This window comes from Salinilacihabitans rarus, from assembly GCF_024296665.1.
In the GTDB taxonomy this organism is placed as follows: Archaea; Halobacteriota; Halobacteria; order Halobacteriales; family Natrialbaceae; genus Salinilacihabitans; species Salinilacihabitans rarus.
In genome coordinates, this window is sequence record NZ_CP100762.1 from 2,460,999 (window position 1) to 2,480,904 (window position 19,906).

General features: G+C 67.8%; 18 protein-coding genes. 3 read left to right on the forward strand and 15 right to left on the reverse strand.

The genetic code is table 11. From position 1 onward, the window contains the following. Positions 1-69 precede the first annotated feature (69 nt). From NKG98_RS12860 to NKG98_RS12870, 3 genes are read right to left on the reverse strand one after another with little or no spacing between them, the layout of a single operon-like run. Positions 70-660 (reverse strand): diacylglycerol/polyprenol kinase family protein, encoded by a 591-nt coding sequence (locus NKG98_RS12860; RefSeq protein WP_254766320.1) that lies wholly within the window; start codon positions 658-660, stop codon positions 70-72. A 44-nt stretch (positions 661-704) separates the two neighbouring features. Continuing rightward, positions 705-2,459 (reverse strand): glycine--tRNA ligase, encoded by a 1,755-nt coding sequence (glyS, locus tag NKG98_RS12865; protein ID WP_254766321.1) that lies wholly within the window; start codon positions 2,457-2,459, stop codon positions 705-707. Further along, positions 2,452-3,303 carry a CBS domain-containing protein gene (locus NKG98_RS12870; protein ID WP_254766322.1) on the reverse strand — a complete coding sequence of 284 codons (852 nt, stop codon included), beginning with the start codon at positions 3,301-3,303 and terminating at the stop codon, positions 2,452-2,454. Before NKG98_RS12870 ends, glyS begins: the two co-directional genes overlap by 8 nt. Positions 3,304-3,446: 143 nt before the next feature. Here NKG98_RS12870 and NKG98_RS12875 point away from each other — a divergent pair, with 143 nt between their 5' ends. Beyond that, positions 3,447-3,614, forward strand: coding sequence for a DUF7556 family protein (locus tag NKG98_RS12875; RefSeq protein ID WP_254766323.1), 168 nt, complete (start codon positions 3,447-3,449; stop codon positions 3,612-3,614). Positions 3,615-3,625: 11 nt separating this feature from the next. Here NKG98_RS12875 and NKG98_RS12880 read toward each other — a convergent pair whose 3' ends face one another. The 7 genes from NKG98_RS12880 to NKG98_RS12910 all read right to left on the reverse strand — a co-directional run bounded on the left by NKG98_RS12880 (position 3,626) and on the right by NKG98_RS12910 (position 12,198). Next, positions 3,626-4,171, reverse strand: a complete 546-nt coding sequence (locus NKG98_RS12880) for a DUF7529 family protein (protein ID WP_254766324.1) — start codon at positions 4,169-4,171, stop codon at positions 3,626-3,628. Between the two features lie 52 nt (positions 4,172-4,223). Then, entirely contained in the window at positions 4,224-4,661 is a 438-nt protein-coding gene (locus NKG98_RS12885) for a DUF7555 family protein (protein ID WP_254766325.1), read from the reverse strand. A 4-nt stretch (positions 4,662-4,665) separates the two neighbouring features. Next, entirely contained in the window at positions 4,666-6,009 is a 1,344-nt protein-coding gene (locus NKG98_RS12890; protein WP_254766326.1) for an ABC transporter ATP-binding protein, read from the reverse strand. Next, the gene (locus NKG98_RS12895) at positions 6,006-7,379 is read right to left on the reverse strand and encodes an ABC transporter ATP-binding protein (RefSeq protein ID WP_254766327.1); all 1,374 of its coding nucleotides are present in this window, start codon (positions 7,377-7,379) and stop codon (positions 6,006-6,008) included. Before NKG98_RS12895 ends, NKG98_RS12890 begins: the two co-directional genes overlap by 4 nt. After that, positions 7,379-9,100, reverse strand: coding sequence for an ABC transporter permease (locus NKG98_RS12900; protein ID WP_254766328.1), 1,722 nt, complete (start codon positions 9,098-9,100; stop codon positions 7,379-7,381). Before NKG98_RS12900 ends, NKG98_RS12895 begins: the two co-directional genes overlap by 1 nt. After that, positions 9,097-10,164 carry an ABC transporter permease gene (locus NKG98_RS12905; protein ID WP_254766329.1) on the reverse strand — a complete coding sequence of 356 codons (1,068 nt, stop codon included), beginning with the start codon at positions 10,162-10,164 and terminating at the stop codon, positions 9,097-9,099. Before NKG98_RS12905 ends, NKG98_RS12900 begins: the two co-directional genes overlap by 4 nt. Positions 10,165-10,362: 198 nt before the next feature. After that, positions 10,363-12,198: an ABC transporter substrate-binding protein gene (locus tag NKG98_RS12910; protein ID WP_425504347.1), complete on the reverse strand. Its 1,836-nt coding sequence runs from the start codon at positions 12,196-12,198 to the stop codon at positions 10,363-10,365. Positions 12,199-12,566: 368 nt separating this feature from the next. Between NKG98_RS12910 and NKG98_RS12915 the strand changes: the two genes are divergently transcribed. Further along, positions 12,567-13,049, forward strand: a complete 483-nt coding sequence (locus NKG98_RS12915) for a DUF7974 family protein (protein ID WP_254766330.1) — start codon at positions 12,567-12,569, stop codon at positions 13,047-13,049. A gap of 16 nt (positions 13,050-13,065) precedes the next feature. Here the strand turns inward: NKG98_RS12915 and NKG98_RS12920 are convergent, their stop codons facing one another. The 5 genes from NKG98_RS12920 to NKG98_RS12940 form a co-directional block, all read right to left on the reverse strand. Beyond that, positions 13,066-14,445, reverse strand: coding sequence for an ABC transporter ATP-binding protein (locus NKG98_RS12920; RefSeq protein ID WP_254766331.1), 1,380 nt, complete (start codon positions 14,443-14,445; stop codon positions 13,066-13,068). After that, the gene (locus NKG98_RS12925; RefSeq protein ID WP_254766332.1) at positions 14,438-15,601 is read right to left on the reverse strand and encodes an ABC transporter ATP-binding protein; all 1,164 of its coding nucleotides are present in this window, start codon (positions 15,599-15,601) and stop codon (positions 14,438-14,440) included. The genes NKG98_RS12920 and NKG98_RS12925 overlap by 8 nt, the downstream gene beginning before the upstream one ends. A gap of 2 nt (positions 15,602-15,603) precedes the next feature. Continuing rightward, positions 15,604-16,608 (reverse strand): ABC transporter permease, encoded by a 1,005-nt coding sequence (locus tag NKG98_RS12930; RefSeq protein WP_254766333.1) that lies wholly within the window; start codon positions 16,606-16,608, stop codon positions 15,604-15,606. Position 16,609: 1 nt separating this feature from the next. Next, positions 16,610-17,608 (reverse strand): ABC transporter permease, encoded by a 999-nt coding sequence (locus NKG98_RS12935; RefSeq protein ID WP_254766334.1) that lies wholly within the window; start codon positions 17,606-17,608, stop codon positions 16,610-16,612. A gap of 74 nt (positions 17,609-17,682) precedes the next feature. Continuing rightward, positions 17,683-19,341 (reverse strand): ABC transporter substrate-binding protein, encoded by a 1,659-nt coding sequence (locus NKG98_RS12940; protein WP_254766335.1) that lies wholly within the window; start codon positions 19,339-19,341, stop codon positions 17,683-17,685. A gap of 144 nt (positions 19,342-19,485) precedes the next feature. Between NKG98_RS12940 and NKG98_RS12945 the strand changes: the two genes are divergently transcribed. Further along, positions 19,486-19,905, forward strand: coding sequence for a PPC domain-containing DNA-binding protein (locus NKG98_RS12945; protein WP_254766336.1), 420 nt, complete (start codon positions 19,486-19,488; stop codon positions 19,903-19,905). The last annotated feature ends 1 nt before the right edge of the window (position 19,906 follow it).

Below are 19,906 nucleotides of genomic sequence, written 5' to 3' on the forward strand. Positions count from 1 at the left end.
CGGTCGTTCACTCCCGTCGCGAATAAGGGTTCCCGTACCGCGGTGAAAGTGGTCCCGCGTCGGGCCCGTTCAGACCGGCGCGAACTCGACCGCGAGCCACGCCAGCGCGCTCGCGTAGATCGGGATCGTCAGGTTGTCGTCGACGACGAACCCCCGGATCGTGACTTTCACGCCGTCGGCGATCGTCGCGCCGAGGGCGGCCGCGAGGACGGCGAGCGGGGACTCGGAGAGAAACGGCGCCGCGAGGGCGGCGCTGACGACGAACATCGTGACGAGCACCGTCGGACCCTTGACGGTCTTGAGGCTGTCGTCCGATACCGCGCCGCTGATCGGGTCGCCGATCGCCAGCATCAGCATCGACGGGAGGGCGATCGACGCCGGGAACGCGAGGACGACGGCCGTCATGCTGACCATGTAGTAGCCGTAGCCGGCGAACTGATCTTGCTCGTACTCGCGGGTCAACTTCTCGTAGATCCACCAGTCGAGTCCGACGCGAAGCCGCAGGAACTCGAGGCCGATCGCCCCGAGCGCGAGCGCGAGCATCAGGACGCGAAACCGGGCCCAGGTGAGCGGCCACCCGAGGGCGTCGGCGAGCAGCCAGAGCGCGACCAGTCCGGAACCGCTCGCGTGGACCAGCCGTCGCTTCAGTTCGTCGGCCATCACCTCTCCCCTCGAAAGACGTGACCTTCAGTACGTCGATCGGGTCACGCCCCGTCGACGTCCTCGAAGGTCAGGTCGCCCGATCGAAGCGCCGCCAGCGTCTCCGGCAGGTCGTCGATCGGCAGGCGCTTCTGGACCGTCGAGTCGCGCTCGCGGACGGTGACGGCGCGGTCGTCGAGGCTCTCGTAGTCGACCGTGACGCAGAACGGGGTGCCGACCTCGTCCTGTCGGCGGTAGCGCCGGCCGATGTTGCCCGAGTCGTCGTAGGTGACCGACAGCCCGGCCGCGCGCAGGTCGGCGGCGATGGCGCGGGCCTCGGCTTCGAGGTCGTCGTCGCTTTGCAGCGGGAAGACACCGACGAAGGTGGGCGCGACCTCCGGTTCGAGCGCGAGGTGGGTCCGCTCCTCGCCGTCGACCTCGTCCTCGCGGTAGGCGTGGTGGAGGACCGTGTACAGCAGTCGGTCGACGCCGAAGGAGGGCTCGATCACGTGCGGGACGACGTGCTCGCCGGCGATCGTCTCCTCGTCGACCGAGAAGCCGACCTTCTCGGTCGGGACCTCGTGGGTCTCGCCGTCGAGGTCGACCGCGACCGTCTCGCCCTCGAAGGCGGTCCGGTCGCGCCCGGCCAGTTTCTCGAGTTCCTCGACGATCGCGCCCGCGTCGGCGCCGAACTCCGGCCCCAGATAGCTCATGTCGGGGTCGACGGTCGCGCGCTCGACGGTCTTGGGTTCGTCGTACTGTCTGAAGATCGTGAACCGCTCGTCGGAGTACTCGTCGTGTTTCGAGAGGTCGTAGTCGCCGCGGTGGGCGAAGCCGGCGATCTCGATCCAGTTGCCGTCGACCTCGCTCTCTGCGTCCCAGCAGTCGCTCGCGTAGTGGGAGCGCTCGCCGGCGAGGTGCTGGCGGAACCGGAACCGATCCATGTCGACGCCGACGGCCGCGTACCACTCGCGGGCGACGCCGAGGAAGTACGCGATCCACGGGTCGGCGATCACGCCGTCTGCGACGGCGTCGCCGATCGTCGTCTCGACCTCGCTCCCGTCGTCTGCGACCTGCTCGGTCGCCGGGTAGAGCGTCACCGGGACGTCCTCGACGGACGAGAGGTCGGGACCCTCGCCCTCGGGGTCGACGAACTGTTCGAGTTCGGCCTGCGTGAACTCCCGCGTGCGGACGATCGACCGCCGGGGGCTGATCTCGTTGCGGTAGGCCCGGCCGATCTGCGTGACGCCGAACGGCAACTGGTTGCGGGCGTACTCCTTCAGGCGGGGGAACTCGACGAAGATGCCCTGGGCCGTCTCGGGCCGGAGGTAGCCGGGGTCGGCGTCGCCGGGGCCGATGTTCGTCGCGAACATGAGGTTGAACGACTCGACGGCCTGCTCGGCGAGGCCGGCGCCGCAGGTCGGACAGCCGATCTCGTACTCGGCGATGACCTCCTCGACCTCCGGGATCGGGAGGCTCTCGGCGTCCTCGATGTCGGTCGCGTCCTCGACGACGTGGTCCGCGCGGTGGCTCTCGCCACACTCCGGACACTCGACGAGCATGTCGTCGAACGTCTCGAGGTGGCCCGACGCCTCGAAGACGGGTTCGGGCATGACCGTCGGCGCGTCGATCTCCATGTTGCCCTCCGCGACGGCGAAGCGCTCGCGCCAGGCGTCCTCGAGGTTGCCCTTCAGCGACGCCCCCTGCGGGCCGAACGTGTAGAAGCCGCCGACGCCGCCGTAGGCGTTCGACGCCGGGAAGAAGTAGCCCCGTCGCTTGGCGAGTTCGACCAGTTTCTCGCTCGTTCGCTCCTCACTCATAGAGCGCCTCCAGCAGGTCGACGTCGCAGACGATGCCCACCAGTCGCTCGCCGGTGACCATCGGGATCTGCTCGATGTCGTTGCTGATCATCTGCTGGGCGGCGTCCTGAATCGACTTCCGGGTCGAGACCGTCACCACGTCGTCGCTCATGAACTCCCGGACGGGTCCGGTGGGGATCTCGATGTCGCGGGTCGGCAGGTACCGGCTCCCGACGGCCTTGATGCCCTCCCAGGACCAGTCTGCGTCCTGATCGGGGAAGTTGTTCCCCGTCTCCTCCTCGCCCTCGACGATGCGCGCGACGTCGATGATGTCGACCTCGGTGAGGATGCCGCTCATCCGGCCGTCGTCGTCGAGGGCGATCGTGTAGGGGACGTTCGCGTAGTGGAGTTCGCGCTCGGCGACCGGCAGCGGCGCCCCCTCGTAGGTCGCGTTCACGTCGGTGCAGGCGTAGGTCTCGACGACGCCGTCGGTCTCCTGGTCGCCGGCGGCGATCGCGTGGATCACGTCGGTCACCGTGACGATCCCCTCGAACTCCCCGTCGACGACGGGGACCCGGCGGGCACCCTCCTCGACCATCACGCGGGCGACCTCTTCGAGGCTCGCCTCCGCCGTGGTCGTCGGGACGTCCTCGATCAGCATGACGAGCTGGTCCTCGTCGGGCTGTTCGATCAGCGACTCCCGGGAGACTAGCCCCCGGTACTCGGGGCCGTCGTCGGTCTCCGTGACGACCGGCACCGAGGAAAACGACCGCTCCTGGAGGTACTCGAGAACGTCGTTTCGCGTCCCCGGCAACTCAACGGTCACCACGTCCGCGCGAGACGTCATGGCGTCGGCTACGTTCATGTCACGTCGGTACGGCGAAAATGCGTATAAACCCAGTGTTTCGCGTGCAGGCGCCTTCGAGTCCGATTCGGACTGCTCGACGGAGCCACCGGACCGGCCCTCAATTCGACGGTTTTATACGTCGCCGGTTGTGAATCTCTATCATGGTGGTCGAACACAGTCAGCGCGCGCCGACCCGGAGCGAGACGGTCGTTTCGGCGATCGATTCCGACGGCACGACCGCCCAGTACGTCATCGCCGACATCTCCGCGGACGGCGCGTGGCTCTCGATGGCCGCCGAGGACGCGCCGACGCTCCCGGCCTGGCGTTGAGTCCGGTCGCTTCACCTGGAGAACTCCCCCGCGTCGGGGACGAACTTCGCGTACTTCTCGTGGCGGAACGAGCCCACCACCGTCCCGTCGAGCTTTCGGACGTGCGTGTACATCTCCTCCTCTCGCTGTGCGATCTTGGCCATGTCCTCCGCCCGTTCGAGGGAGTACGCGCCCGCGACGAGGACCGCAAGCTCCTCCTCGGGGTCGAGGTACTCGACGACGAGGAAGACGTGTCGATCTGCGGTGTTGCGGTAGACCTCGTACCGCGGGAAGGTCCCGCGCTCGAAGGCCTCGGCGAACGCCTCGGCGTCGCTGCCCGGGACGACGAACACGAGTCCGAAGCTGTCGTCCCGGCTGGTCGAGGGGGTCGTCGGGGCGGTGTCGCCCGCGACGAGCGAGACGACCTCCCACCCCTCCTCCTCGCGTTGCGCTTCGAGGGCACGCATGTCCTCGAGGGTCTGCTGCCACGCGGTCTTGATCGCGGGCGAGCCGAGTTCCCCCGGCCCGCGGGAGTCGGTGCGTTCGTCGGGTGCATCGTCGGGGCCGATGTCGGTCATACTCCCACCAAGCGGCCGGCGACTCATAACGCTTGTTCGTCCGGCTCGCGGCTCAGGCCCCGATGCCGAAGGCCGCCTCCATGACGAAGGAGACGGCCATGATCATCAGGCCGGCGACGAGGAGCTTCGACGCCGGCGAGACCGCCTCCCGCGGGGTGAGGTCGACCCACCGACGCGGCGGCACGCGCTCGACGAACCGCTGGAACCGGGTCCCGCCCCGTTTCGGGATCGCTGCCGACCCCGTCAACGAGCCGGTCTCCTCGGCGTCGTCCTGCCAGTAGGGCGCGGCCAGCCACAGGCGCGCGGTCCCGTACCCGAGGACGAGCGTCCCGACGACGAACAGCACCGCCTTGACGGTGACCCAGTCGCCGCCGGACGCGAAGCTGGCGAGCGTCGATCCGACGAACACGAGGGCGGTCACGACGGCGCCGTAGACGACCGCGTCGACCGCGACCGCGGCAGCCGTCCGCAGCCGACCCGTCGTCCGCATCCGTTCAGTCGCTCCGGGACAGTTCCCGTTCGGGCGACTCGTACTCGGGGAGGTGGCGGTGACAGAAACTGGTCCGCCCGGACTCGCTGACGTGGTGGTGGTCGGGCGTCTCGACGTCACAGACGCTGTCGAACTCGGCGTTGAGGTACTCCAGCGCCCGCTCGTCCTCGCCGACCTCCATCGCCTCGAACACCTCCTCGAGGTGGCGATCGATCTCCGACGGGACGTCGAGGTCGCCGAACAGCTCCCCGCGGACGGCCTCGACGTTCTCGAAGCGGGTGTCCTTCCCGCGCCACTCCTTGATCCGTTCGAGGACCGTCAACTCGGCGCGCTCGCGTTCTTCGAGGACGACCCGCAGGAGGATCAGCGCCTCCCAGAGTTCGTCGTCTATCCCCTCGTACCCTTCGGGTTTGATCTTGGCCGGACAGCGGGTGCTGAACGGACACCCGGAGGGCGGGTCGCGCGGGCTCGGCGGCGTCCCGTGGAGGATGATCCGGTCGTGATCGGCCGTGGGGTCCGGGTCGGGGATCGCCGACAGCAGCGCGTGGGTGTAGGGGTTGGCCGGGTTCTGGAAGAGCTCCTCGGTCGGTCCGATCTCGAGGACGTTCCCGAGGTACATCACGGCCACCCGGTCGCAGATGTGCCGGACGACGCTCAGGTCGTGGGCGATGAACAGGTACGTGAGGCCGAACTCGTCCTGGAGGTCCTCAAGCAGGTTGAGCACCTTCGCCTGGACGGAGACGTCGAGCGCGCTCGTCGGCTCGTCGAGGACGACGAAATCCGGTTCGAGCGCGAGCGCCCGCGCGATGCCGACGCGCTGGCGCTGGCCCCCGGAGAACTGGTGGGGGTAGCGGTAGTAGTGCTCGCGCTGGAGGCCGACCGTCTCGAGCAGTTCGCGCACGCGCTGGCGGCGCTCGCGCGGGGTCTTCCACTCGTGGACGTCGAGCGGCTCGCGGACGATCTCCCCGACGGTCATCCGGTCGTTGAGGCTGGACTGGGGGTCCTGGAAGACCATCTGGGAGTTTCGCCGCCACTTCTTCAGTTCGGCCCCGCTGAGGGTCGTCACGTCGGTGCCGTCGAACAGCACCTCGCCCTCGGTCGCCTGTTCGAGCTGGATGAGCGTCCGCCCGAGGGTCGTCTTCCCGCAGCCGGACTCGCCGACGAGCCCGAGGGTCTCACCGCGGCGGATGTCGAAGTTGACGCCGTCGACGGCTTTCACCGGCTTGCCGCCGAACAGCCCGTCGCCCTCGTAGTAGGTCTTGAGGTCGCGGACCTCGACCAGCGTCTCGCCCAGTTCCTCGTCGCGATCGGGGGCGACGGCCTCCGAGCCGGTTACCTCGCCGCTCATCGGCGCTCACCCCCGTCGCCGCCGATGCGGTCGTGGTGTTCGATCCGCTCGACTTTCCCTTCGTCCTCGGGGTAGAGGAGACACGCCGCCACGTGCTCGTCCTCGCCGGTTCGCACCGGGACCGGTTCGGGGTGGACGTGCAGACACTCCTCGAACTGTTCCGGACACCGCGGCGCGAACCGGCAGTGGGTCGCCGGCTCGTTCGGCGTCGGCACGTCGCCCTCGATCGTCGACAGCCGTTCGCGCCCGACCTGGTGGCCGGGGATCGATTCGAGCAGTCCCCGCGTGTAGGGGTGTGCCGGCTCGCCGAACAGCGTCTCGACGTCGGCGGTCTCGACCACTTCGCCGGCGTACATGACGTTGACGCGGTCGGACACCTCGGCGATGACGCCCATGTCGTGGGTGATGAACATGATCGAGAGATCCCGTTCCGCCTGCAGTTCCGCGAGCAACTCGAGGATCTGCGCCTGAATCGTCACGTCCAGCGCGGTCGTCGGCTCGTCGCAGATGAGCAACTCGGGGTCACAGGCGAGCGCCATCGCGATCACCGCGCGCTGGCGCATCCCGCCGGAGAACTGGTGGGGGTACTCCTTGAGGCGGCGCCGGGCGTCGGGGATGCCGACGGCTTCGAGCAACTCGACGGCCTCCTGGGTGGCGTCGCTGCCGGTGAGCCCCTGGTGGAGCTTCAGCGCCTCTTTGATCTGGTTCCCGACCGTGTAGACCGGGTTGAGGCTCGTCAGCGGGTCCTGGAACACCATCGCGATGTTCCCCCCGCGGAGGCGACGCAGCGGCTTCCCGCTGGTTCGGGTCACCTCGACGTAGCCGCTGACGGGGACGCGCTCGCCGCCGTCGCGGCCGTACTCCTCGACGAAGACGAAGTCGTCCTCGTCGACCAGTCCGAGGCGCTCGCCGTAGCCGGCGTCGATGACGTCCTTGACGGTGATCTCGTCGCGCGACGGCGGCGACTCGCCCGCCTCGGCGAACTCCTCGACCGACGCGTCGACCTCGGGGTCGTCGAACAGGTCCGAGGGGTCGTACGACTCCCGGAGGTCCGTCAGGTCGACGGTCCGGCCGGGGTAGTCGGCGGCGAACTGCCTGACCGTCTCGAGGTGGCGAAACCGGACGCTGCTGCCGTCGAGCACCCGGCCGGGGGACTCGACCAGCCCCATGATCGAGCGGGCGGTGACGCTCTTGCCCGACCCGCTCTCGCCGACGATGCCGACGGTCTCGCCGACGTCGATCTCGAAGTTGACGCCGTCGACGGCCCGGATCGTCTCCTTGTCCGTGAAGAACGCCGTCCGGAGGTTGCGAACCGACAACAGCGGCTCGTTCCGGCCGACGGCCTCCTCGCGGGCGGCTTCGGCGGCCATCAGCCACCACCCCCGGTGGCGGCGGCGCCACCAGCGGCCTCGCTACCGCCCTCGCTCTCGGGGTCGATCGCGTCGCGGATGCCGTCACCCAGCGCGTTGAACCCCGTCACGACCAGCACGACGAGGATCCCCGGCAGCGTGGAGATGTGCCAGGAGGCCGTCGAGACGTACGACCGCCCCTCGTAGACCGCGCGCCCCCACTCGGGGGTCGGCGCCTCGACGCCGAGGCCGAGGAACGAGAGGGCCGCGACGCCGATGATGACGCCGCCGAGCGACAGCGACGCGTAGACGAGCATGTAGCCGGCGATGTACGGCGACATGTGCTTTTGCATCGTCGCCACGGGGCTTTGACCGTAGCTCCGCGCGGCGTCGACCCACTCCTGTCCAGCGATCTGTAGCGCCGGGCCGCGGACCGCACGCCAGAGCAGCGGCCAGCCCGTCGCCGCGAATATCAGTGCCAAGAGTATCCCCCCGTCGTATATCGTCGCGATCGGATGGTTCGCCTCCTTGAAGACCACCGAGAGCAACAGGACCAGCAGGAACCGTGGCAACGAGATCACCGAGTCGGCGGTGACGACTGTCACGAGGTCGACCAGCCCCTTGTAGTAGGCGGTGATCAGCGCGAGCGCGGTCGCCGCGAACGCCATCAGTGCCGTCGCTAACACCCCGATGACGAGTGAGACGCGCGCGCCGTAGGCGACGAACGTGAACAGGTCCTTCCCGTCCTGATTCGTCCCGAACGGATGGTACCGATCGTACTGGTCGTAGCTCAGCATGCCGACGTTACTGTCGCCACCCTGCGAGCGGGTCATGATGTTGGCCTCGCCGTGGGTGAGCGTCTGGTAGTCGTCGCCGTCGAGGTGGGTGAACTCGTGTTCGTACGGGCTGTAGATGTTCGCCTCCGCCGTGTACGGGCTCAGCGGCTGGGCCCACAGCGCCATCACGACGAACATGAAGACGACGAGGAGTCCGAACACCCCCCAGTAGTGGTTGCGCAGGCGATTGATGCTGTCGTCGCGGGGCGTCCAGTCGGCCTCGCGGTAGTGTTCCCGGAAGATCTCGTAGCCCTTCCAGAGCCAGCCGAGCCAGACGAACGCGTAGGCGTAGATGACCGCCACGCGAAGCGCCCACGCCCACGCCGGCGAGAGCCCGAACGCGGTGCCCTCCCAGCCGCCGTCGACCGCCCGGTACCCCTCGTTGGGGATCGTCTGGCGGCTGGTCAGCGTCGGCAGGTCGCTCGCCGCCTCCAGCCCGGCCGCGAGCCGGGCGATGACGGCGTCGACGACGCCGCCGAGCGGCGTCGCGACGACCAACGCGACGAGGACGCCGAGCAGGACCGTCACCAGCGCGCGTTCGAGGACGTCCTCGACGCCGGTGCTCGCTTCGATCCCGAGTCGGTCGACGAGCGAGATCGGGACGAACAGCCACTTGACGACGATCGCCACCAACGCGAGCAACAGCAGCGCCGTCACGAGGAAGCCGACCCACCCGACGACGGAGCCGGCCGACTCCGCGAGCGACGCCTGCACCTGACTCGGCAGCGTCGCGGTCGTTTCGATCCCGTACCGGGTCGCTCCTGCGACCCGGAGGAAGCCGGCGGCGGCCCGGCCGAACTCGAGGGCGACCAGCACCAGTGCCCCGAGGAGCCAGAGCAGCGCCGGCTTCGGGTTCTCGGCGATACGTTCCCGAAGCGTTCTCTCGTCGAATTCGTTCGTACTCATCGTTCGTACCCCACGCGCGGATCCAGAATCGTGTACAAGATGTCCTGCAGGATGTTGATCGAGACGATCAGCAGGATGAAGACGAACATCAGCGAGCCGACCATCGGGAGGTCACCCTGGATCGCCGCCTGAAAGAACAGGTAGCCGATGCCGTTGATGCCGAAGATCACCTCGACGATGACCGACCCGCCGATGAGGACGAACGCCTCGTTGGTGATGATCGGCACGAGCGGGACCAGCGCGTTGCGGAACACGTGCTTCCAGACGATCACCCGGTTGGAGACGCCCTTGGCCTTCGCGGTCTCGACGTAGTTCGAGTTGATCGTCTCGAGGACGGCCGTCCGGCTGATCCGGAGTTCGTTACCCATCAGCGCCGACCCGAGGACGATCGCCGCCGGCGCGATCTGCTTGATCGAGGCGGCGAGCGTCGTCGCCGAGAAGTGCAGGCCGGTCGGGATGCTGAGGACCCCGATCGTCGCCCACCCGGTGATGCCGATGAAGTCCAGCGGCGGCTGGCCGACGATGCTGCTGATGTCGGGCCCGATCGTGTACCAGTCGATCCCGAAGAAGAACTTCTCGGACTGCCGGAGGACCGCAAGCAGCATGATCGCAAGCCAGAAGTTCGGCATCGCCCGCCAGATGATGCCGCCGAACGAGGCGAGGTAGTCCCCCCAGGTGTTCGGGTTGAGCCCGGCGTAGAAGCCAAGCGGGATGCCGACGAAGATCGGAATCGTCACCGCCCAGAACCCGAGCCAGAGCGTCCGGGGGGCGTAGGTGCCGAGCAGGCTGTAGACGTCCCGGCCCGGCTGGATGACCCACGACTGGCCGAGGTCGAACGTGAGGAGACTGACGACGAAGTCGAGGTACTGCTCCCAGAGCGGCCGGTGGAGTCCGAGTCGCCGTTCGATCTGCACCCGCTGGGCCGGCCCCGACTGCTCGCCGAGGATCGCGGCGACGGGGTCGATCGGCCCCATGCGAACGATGATAAACGTAATCGTAATCCCGATCAAAACGACCGGAATCGCCAGCAGGAGGCGGCGCAGGAGGTAGCGCCAGCGACTCATGGCGTTTCACCCGTCCCATTCGTGTGTTTCGCGTGTCGTACTATCGATTGATCGAGCATTCCTAGATCACAAATTCTACCGTTTTGGGTAGCTCGTTGGTACGCTACGATTGTGTGTGTAGCGCTCTCCAATAAAGGCAACTATTACGACCGAGCGTATCGCGGGCCTGACCGGTCGGAGACGGCCCTTCGAGGGGGGTCAGTTGTTCAGCGAGACTTCGTTGAAGACCTGCTGGTACTCGCCCATTGCCCCGAACGGCGCGGCGTCGACGTGGTCGTAGTAGAACTGCTCCATCACCTGGTGGTACAGCGGCATACAGACCATGTCCTCCCAGATGGCCTCCTCCATCTCGACGTAGGCCTCGTTGCGGACGTCCTCCGCGTCGGGCTCGGGGTTGTCGACGACGGTCTCCCAGGCCTCCTGGGCCTTCTGCGAGGCGTCGGAGTCCGCCTCGTCCCAGTCGAGGTAGTAGCCGTTGGTCTCCTCGGGCATCCGGGAGGTGTCGGTGTTCTCCGGTTCGAAGCCGAACATCCCGTAGCCGGGGTCGGGCCAGCTCCAGGTCCAGCCCAGCGAGTAGAACTGCAGCTCACCGTTCTGGCCGCGTTCGATGAGCGTCGAGAACGGCGACTCCTCGAGTTCGAGTTCGATGCCGAGCCCGGAGAGCTTGTCGCGGGTGAGGCGACCGAACTCCTGGAACGCGTCGGACTCGTAGGTCGTCAGCGTCAGCTCGTAGGGGTCGTCCTCGGTGTAGCCCGCATCTTCGAGCACCTCGCGGGCGGAGTCGCGGTCGGTCTCGTTGGCCGCGTAGGGGTAGTCCTGGATGAACTCGTCGCGGGCGTCGGGACCGCCGGGGAAGACGCCCGGCGGCAGGAAGGTAAACGCCGCCTCGCCGCGCTCCTTGAAGATCTGGGTGATCAGCTCGTCGTGGTTGGTCACGTACGCGATCGCCTGTCGGACGGGCCGCGGCGTGTTCGCCGCGTTGAACGCGAGGTAGTACGTGCTCAGCTGCGGGACGCCGACGTAGTCGGCGGTCTCGCCGTTCTCCATGGGCCCGTAGGTCCCGATCTCGCGGCCGCGGTCGTCGGTCTCGGCGTCGACCAGGCTCGGATCGTACTGGGCGGTCGGCAACGTGAAGATGTCGAGGCTCCCCTCCATCGCGGCCGTGTACCGCGCTTCGTCGTCTTCGAGGATCTGCCAGTGGACCGCGTCGACGTTCGCGACGCTCCCGTGGTAGTCGTCGAACCGGGTGACGCGCGCCTCGGCGTCGGGGTTCCAGGTGTCGAACTCGAAGGGACCGGTGCCGACGGGGGCCTCGGTCGAGAACTCGCCCTGGTCGACCTCGCCGTCGTACCCCTCGATGTCGCCGACGTACCCTTCGGGGATCACCGCGAACGAGTCGTACGCGAGGATCTCGAGGGCGTTCGGCAGCGGCGTGCCGACCGTGAACTCGAGGGTGGTGTCGTCGACGGCCTCGACCGCGAGGCTGTCGGGGACGAGCTCTCCCTCGTCGTCGACTTCGGACTCGATGTTCAGGGCGCTCGAGTCGTTGGTGATGAAGTTCCCGCGCTCGCTGTTCGGCGACTCGGCCAGCCGCCGCCAGGAGTAGACGAAGTCGTCGGCCGTCATCTCCTCGCCGTTGTGGAACGTCACGCCCTCTTTCAGCTGGAACGTGTACGTCAGTCCGTCCTCGGAGATCTCGAAGTCCTCGGCGAGGATGGCTTCGACGTCGGTCACCCCGTCGGGGTAGTGCGCGAGCCCCTCGTACATCTGCAAGACGACCCGCCCCGACGCGGTGTCGGTCGACTGGATCGGGTCCAGCGAGGTCATCGTGGAGTTCTGGAGGTTGAGGACGTTGTCGTCCGACCCGGACCCGCCGTCCGAGCCGTCCGAGCCGTCAGAGCCGTCCTCGCCGTCCGAGCCGTCAGAGCCGTCGTCACCGTCGCCGCCGAAACAACCGGCGAGCGCGGCGGCGCCAGCAGCCCCACCAGTCGCCTTCAGAAACCGTCGTCGCTTCAGGGTCGAATCCCGTGGCATACTCACACACTCGAAGAGCTCTATGTTAAAGCTAACGTTATCAATTGATTATACGAGTTGCTGAAATTCAGTCTAACTATAGTCACTCGTCCAATATAATATTATGAGTGACAATCTTCGGTGAAAGTCCCGAAATAATGACTCTAAGGCACTCTATCTGGTAAAAACGTCTTTACCGTGTTCGAACGTTTCCGACCCGAATCTGACGACATTACTTTAATTTATCTATCAATGTACGCACCAATATCCCGGTGGGATCGGGCACGCGTAGTTGCCGGTTCTGGCACGGGTTTATACGTAGCGGGTCGCCCCGCTCGCCGAGCGAGGACCCCCACCGCTTTCGGGGGTCGCGTCGTCGGTACCGATGGATGCCCGCCCGAACGGACGACGGGACGGACCGGCCGCTCCTCGCGGCCGACCGGTACTCCCTGACGGCGCTCGTCGGCGCGTTCGTGCCCGCCGCCCTCGCGCGACGGGCCGTCTCGGTCTCGGTCGAGACCGACCGCGACTCGTACGCCGTCGGCGACCCGGTCGAGGTGTCGGTTACGTTCCGCAATCGGCTCCCGGTTCCGGTCGCCGTCCCCACGCCCGAACGTCGGCTGTGGGGGTGGTGTGTCGGCGGCGAACTCGAGGCCAGCGACGAGCGCCGGTACACGCGGCCCGAACCCGCCGAGTTCGCGTTCCGTCCCGGCGAAACCAAGCGCGTCACGTTCGTCTGGAGCGGCCGCTTCGAGCGCACCGGCGACGACCACGAGTCGGTGCTCCCGGACCCCGGCGAGTACGAGATCGCGGCGTTCGTCGCCACCGCGGACCGGCGGCCGCGGGACGCGACGACCGTCACCCTCCGCTGATACACGACCAGCGGTATCAGTCGTCGGCCGTCATCGGTTCGTCGCGGTTGAGGTGACAGGCCGCGAAGTGCCGTCCCTCGCCGTACGCCGTCTCGACCTCGTAGGCCGGTTCCTCCCGGGCGCAGATGCTCCGCTCGGCGAACGCCTCCGTGAGCAAGGCGACGGCCTCCTTCCACGCCTCGGTCTCCGCGCTCTCGTCCGGCCGCTCCTCGCGGGGCCCGTCGACCGCGACGAGGCGGATCGCCTCCTCGACGATCTCGCCGGCCTCGCCGTCGGGCGTCCCGTCCGGGAAGTACTCCCGGCGGATCTCGCTCGCGGGTTTCGCCTCGAACGCGCGCCGGTCGACCGCGCGCAGGTACGTCCGCGCGTCGTCCCACTCGGCGTCGGTCAGCCCGTACTCCTCGGGCGCGATCAGCTTCGGACACCGCGTCCGGAACCGACAGCCCGACGGCGGGTCGACCGGGCTCGGCACCTCCCCTTCGAGGACCCCGCGGGTCCCGTCGGATCGGGGGTCCGGGACGGGGATGGACTCCAGCAGCGCCTCCGTGTAGGGGTGTTGCGGGTTCTCGAACAGTTCCTCTTTCTCCGCGAGTTCGACGATCTTTCCGAGGTACATCACGGCGACCCGGTCGGAGATGTACCGGATGACCGAGAGGTCGTGGGCGATGAAGAGGTAGGTGAGGCCGAACTCCGCCTGCAGGCGGCGCATCGTGTTCAGCACCTGCGCCTGAATCGAGACGTCCAGCGCCGAGACGGGTTCGTCACAGACGATGAAGTCGGGGTCGACCGACAGCGCGCGGGCCAGATTGACGCGCTGGCGCTGGCCGCCGGAGAACGCGTGCGGATAGCGGTTGTAGTGGCGCGGGTCGAGGCCGACCTTCTCCAGTAACTCCTTCGCGCGGGCCTCGCGGCCCTCGTCGTCGAGCATCCCGTGGGCGCGCATCGGCTCCTCGATGATCTGGCCGACTTTCATCCGCGGGTCCAGCGACGACTGGGGGTCCTGGAAGATCATCTGGATCTCCGAGCGCCTCTGCCGGAGGGCCTCGCCGCTCAGGGCCGCGAGGTCCTCGCCCTTGAAGTAGATGCTCCCGTCGGTCGGTTCGAGCAGCCGCAGGATCGTCCGCCCGAGCGTCGACTTGCCACAGCCGGACTCCCCGACCAGCCCGAGCGTCTCGCCCTGTTCGACCTCGAAGTTGACGCCGTCGACCGCCTTCACCCGGTCGGCCCCGAGGCTGAACGGCGGGAACCGATCCGGCTCGACGTTGAACCCGGCGAGCAGCCCCGACTCGGCGTCGAAGTGCTTTCGCAGCCCCTCGACCTCCAGCAGCGTCTCCCCCTCGGGTACCGGCTCGCCCCGGAGGTCGCCCCACGTGCGGTCGGCGCGCTCGCTACTCATCGTCACCTCCGTCGCTGAGGCGTTCGGGCTCGGGTTCGGACCCTCCGCCGTCGCCACCGCCCCCGACCTCCGCCGTCAGCGTGGGTTCGACGTCGAGCGGGGGGCTCTCGTCGTAGCCGACGTCGAAGGCGTCGTGTTTCACGCAGGCGGCGCGCTGGGGTTCCTCGCCCGCCCGGTCCACTTCGAGCAGGTCGGGGTGGACCCGCCGGCAGACCTCGTGTGCGTCGGGACAGCGCGGGTGGAACCGACAGCCCGGCGGCGGGTTGATCGCCTCGGGCATCACGCCCTCGATCGGGTCGAGGTCGTCGACCGTCCGGTCGGGGCGGGGCATCGAGTCGAGCAGCGCCTCGGTGTAGGGGTGTTTGGTGTCGTAGAACAGTTCGTCGACCGGCGCCTGCTCGACGATCTCGCCGAGGTACATGACGTTGACGCGGTCGCAGATCTCGGCGACGACGCCCATGTCGTGGGTCACCCAGATGAAACTCGTCCCGTACTTCTCCTGGAGGTCGTCGACGAGGTCGAGGATCTGGCCCTCGACGGTGACGTCGAGGGCCGTCGTCGGCTCGTCGGCGATGATGAGGCTCGGCTCGCAGGCGAGCGCCATCGCGATCAACACCCGCTGGCGCATCCCGCCGGAGAACTGGTGGGGGTACTCGTCGTATCGCTCCTCGGGGTCGGGGATGCCGACCTCGCGGAGCATCCGGACCGCCTCGGTCTTCGCCTCCGACGTCGGGAGGCCGCGGTTGAGTTCGATGAACTCCCGGAGCTGACCGCCGACGGTGAACACCGGGTTCAGCGACTCCATCGGGTCCTGGAAGATGACGGCGATCTCCCGCCCGCGGATCCGGTCGCGGATCTCGCGCTCGGAGAGCATGTCGTCGCGCTTGCGCAGTTCGCCGTCCGGCCCCTCCTCGAGGCCGAAGATCGTCTCGCCCCGGTAGGTGATCTCGCCGTCGACGATCTCCCCGGGGCTCTCGACCAGCCGCAGGAGGCTCATCGACGCGACGCTCTTGCCCGCGCCGGACTCGCCGACGAGGCCGACGATCTCGCCCTCGCGGACATCGAAGGAGATGCCGTCGACGGCGCGGACGGTACCGCTCTCGGTGAAGAACTGGGTCTTGAGGTTCTCGACGCGGAGGAGTGGCTCGTCGCTCATGGTCACTCTTCGATTCGGGGATCGAGGGCGTCCTGGAGGCCGTCGCCGAACAGGTTGAACCCCATGATGGTCACGAGGATGGCGAGGCCGGGCCAGATCGACAGCCAGATGTTCGAGTGCATGTACCTCCCGTGGGCGATCCGGAGCATCTCTCCCCAGTCGGGCGTCGGCGGCTGGGCGCCGTAGCCGAGAAACGAGAGGCCGGCGACGATGAGGATCGTCACGCCGATCTGTAGCGTCGCGTACACCAGCACCGGCGCGAAGCTGTTGGGGATGACGTGTCTGCGGATGATCTCGCGGTCGCGGACGCCGGCGGCCCGGGCGGCCTCGATGTAGTCCATCTCCCGCACGGAGAGCACCCGACTGCGGATGATCCGGGCGAACACCGGGATGAACGCCAGCCCGACGCCGATGACGGCGTACTGGATGTCCGGGTTCCCGCCGCTGACGAACACCGTGAAGACGATGATGAGCACGAGCGGCGGGATCGCGTACAGCGTCTCGACGCCGCGCATCAGGACGTCGTCGATCCAGCCGCCGTAGTAGCCCGCGATCGCGCCGACGATCGTCCCGCCGAGGAGGCCGATGCCGGTCGAGGCGAGGCCGACGCTGACCGACACCTGCGAGCCGTAGACGATGCGCGTGAAGTAGTCCCGCCCCTGCGGGTCGGTCCCGAGCGGGTACGACCACGTGCCGCCGTCGAGGAACGCCGGCGGCACGTTCCGCTCGCCCTCGCCCGGCGGCGGGATCTTCGTCGGGTGGTCGAAGATCGGCAGCGCCTCCGCGGCCGTGAAGTCCTCGAACGCCCCGAAGGTCAGCCGCGAGAGGTTGCTGTCCACCGCCGCGAACGCCGCGACGAACAGGACGGCCGCCACGATGTAGAGGCCGATCCGGGCCGTCGCGTCCCGGCGGATCTTCGCGAGGGTGTAGCGCCACCCGACCCGCGCCTCGACCTCCTCGTCCACGTCGCCGCCCGATTCGTCGAGTTGGGATTCGGCCTGTGCCATGTTACTCACGGTCTCCGTAGGTGACCCGGGGATCGACGTACGCGTAGGAGATGTCCGTCACGATGACGCCGACGACGAACATGAACCCCAGCACGAGCGTGATCCCCATCACGAGCTGGTAATCGAGTTGCTGGATCGCCTCGATGAACAGCCGGCCCATCCCGTTGATCGCGAAGACGGTCTCGATCAGCACCGCGCCGCCGAGCGCCGTCGAGAGGTTGAGGCCGACGATGGTGATGATCGGTAGCTGGGCCGACCGGAACGCGTGTTTCCGCAGGATCGTCCGCTCGGGGACGCCGTAGGCGCGCGCGAGCCTGACGTACTCCTGCTGGAGCGACTCGATCATCTGGGTGCGCTCGACGCGCATCAGCGTCGCCATCTGGAGCGTCCCGAGCGCGATCATCGGCAGGACGAGGTGTCTGACCGTCTGGTAGAGGTGCTCGCCGTACCCCGAGTAGCCGTACGCCTCCGGCGGCCGCCACGGGTAGACGAGGCCGGCCGACGGGAGGACGTTGAGGCGGACGGCGAAGATGATGATGAGCATGATGCCGATCCAGAACGACGGCGTCGAGACGCCGATCAGCGCGACGATCCGGGAGACGTGGTCGGCCGGCTTGTTGCGCCGGTTCGCCGCGACGATCCCGAGCGGAATCGCCGTCAGGAGCGCGAACACGTACGCCGACAGCACCAGCAGCAGCGTCGGACCGGCCCGCTCGACCATCAGCTCCGAGACCGGCCGGTCGCGGTGGATGCTGTGGCCGAGGTCGCCCTGCGCGAGCCCGGTCATGTAGTTCCAGTACCGGACGTGCAGCGGCTGGTCGAGGCCGTAGCGGCGCTCGATGGTTCTGATGAGTTCCTCGTTGACCTGCTGGCCCTGGAGCATGATCTGTACCGGATCGCCCGGCGCGAGGTTCACGAGGACGAACGTGATGAGGGAGATACCGATCAGGACCGGAATCGCCTGCAACAGCCGGTAGGCCGTGTACCTGAGCAGACTCATGGTGGATTATCGGGCGACGGCGCGGCCGGCGGCCGGCGACCGCCGGCGGTCGCTCGTCGCGGGTACCCCGCTCGCTACTCGACGGAGACGTTGTTGTCCTCGGAGACGAGCCGCGGGTTGTACGCGACCGCGGGGTGTGCCTGGAGGTCCTGTACGTAGCTCTGTGCGGCCATCGTGTTGTACGGCGAGTAGACGGGCCGGACGGGCACCTGCTCGACGATTTCGTCGATGACGTCGGTGTACAGTTCGCGGCGCTCCTCCTGGTCGGCCGTCTGGCGGGCCTGGAGGATGTTGTCGTGGAAGTCCTCGCTTCCCTGGTAGTAGTGACCCTGCGAGATGCCCGCGTTGTCCTCGTGGAACAGGTTGTAGAGGTAGACGTCGGGGTCCGGACCGCCGGTCCAGCCGAGGATGTACATCTCGTAGTCGTCGGCGTTCCCGGTGGTGTACGTCTCACCGAGGGTCGCGAAGTCCAGACTCTGGACCTGTGCTTCGTAGCCGAGTTCGTTCAGCCGCGCGGCGATCAGTTCCCCGAGGGCGATCCGGACGTCGTCCGGCGGCACGATGATCGTCGGGTTCCAGCCGCTCGGGGCGGCCCCGTCGAGGAGTTCCTGGGCGCGCTCCGGGTCGTACGAGGGCGCGGCCTCGTTCCACTCCTCCATCGGGAAGTCCCAGCCCAGTCCGTCGACGATCGGCGGGATCGGCGTCGACAGCGGAATCGCGCTCTCGCCGAGGTTGGCGTCGACGAACTCCGTGACCGAGAACGCGTGGGAGACGCCGCGGCGGACGTCCGGATCGGTGGTGCCGCCCTCGTTGCAGTTGAACGCGACGTACATGTACGACGGGCTCTCGGCCCGGTACGTCTCGATGCCTTCCTCGGCGTCGATCTGGTCCCAGTCGGCGGGCGGGACGGTCGCGATGGCGTCGGTGTCGCCGGCGAGGATCTGCGAGACGCGGCCGGCGTCGTCCTCCGCGGCCTCGAACCGGACGCTCTCGAGTTCGGGAACCGGCTCGTCCCAGTAGTCGTCCCAGCGTGCGAGTTCGATGTACTCGTCGGGCGCGTACTCCTCGAACGTGAACGGACCCGATCCGATCGGATCGGTGTTGTACGCGTCCGGGTCCTCCTGTCGGACCTCCGCGTTGACGATGGTGGAGGCCAGCTGTATCTCGGCGAACGCGCCGTACGGGAACTCGAGGTCGATCTGCGCCGTCCGCTCGTCGATAGCCTCGGTGCCTTCGACGTCGACCATCTCGTAGGTCGGCAGGTTCTCGGTCTCCTCCTCGATCGGCGCGGTGAACGTGTGGACGACGTCCTCGGCCGTGACCGGGTCGCCGTTGTGGAACTGCGCGCCCTCGACGAGTTCGACGATGTACCGCTGTCCGTCGCGTTCCACCTCGGGCTCGCCGGCGGCCAGTTTCGGCTGGGGCTGCAGGTCGAAGTCGTACTCGTACAGCCCGTCGTAGACCTGGCTGTTGATCTGGGCGCTGTAGGCGTCGAACGTGACGATCGGGTCGAAGTCGCCGTCCGGCCTGATCTCCTGGGTGTAGACGAGGCGGCCGGCCTCTCCCTGTGACGCGGCGGCCTGACCGCCGTCGCCGTCGCCGCCGTCGCCGCCGCCGTCGCCGCCGTCGCCGTCGTCGTCCTGACCGCCGAAACAGCCGGCGAGGGCGGCCGTGGTCGCTACGCCTGACGCGAGGAGCGCCCGTCGGGTCGGGCTGAACTGGTCGGACACCATTTTGATCAATAGTTACAGTACTCCTATTTTGGTATCAGTAGGGTACTGGACGCAAATGGTTGCTTACCATTCGCTAATCGATCACGACCGCCACGACCGCGGCCGAACGATAGTTCTTTTCCCTCGGCGACGTACACGACCGATATGCACTACAGGGCCGTCGACACGGAAGCGGCGTACGTCGCCCGCCTCGAGACGGGGGCGGACTGGCGGGCGGAGATCGAGTCCCTCGCCGACGAGGTCGGCGCCGACGCCGCCTGGTTCACCGCGCTCGGCGCCGTCCAGGACGCCGAACTCTGGTTCTACGATCAGGACGACCTCGAGTACCGTCCGATCGAGTTCGACGAGCCACTGGAGGTGGCCAGCTGCGTCGGTAACGTCTCGTTGCTCGATGGCGAGCGGTTCGCACACACCCACGCGGTGCTCTCGCGGCCCGACGGCGAGGCGGTCGCGGGCCACCTGAACGCCGCGACGGTCTTCGCCGGCGAGGTCCACATGCGCGTCTTCGAGGACCCGCTGGAGCGCGCCCACGACGAGACCACCGACCTCGACCTCTGGCTCTGAC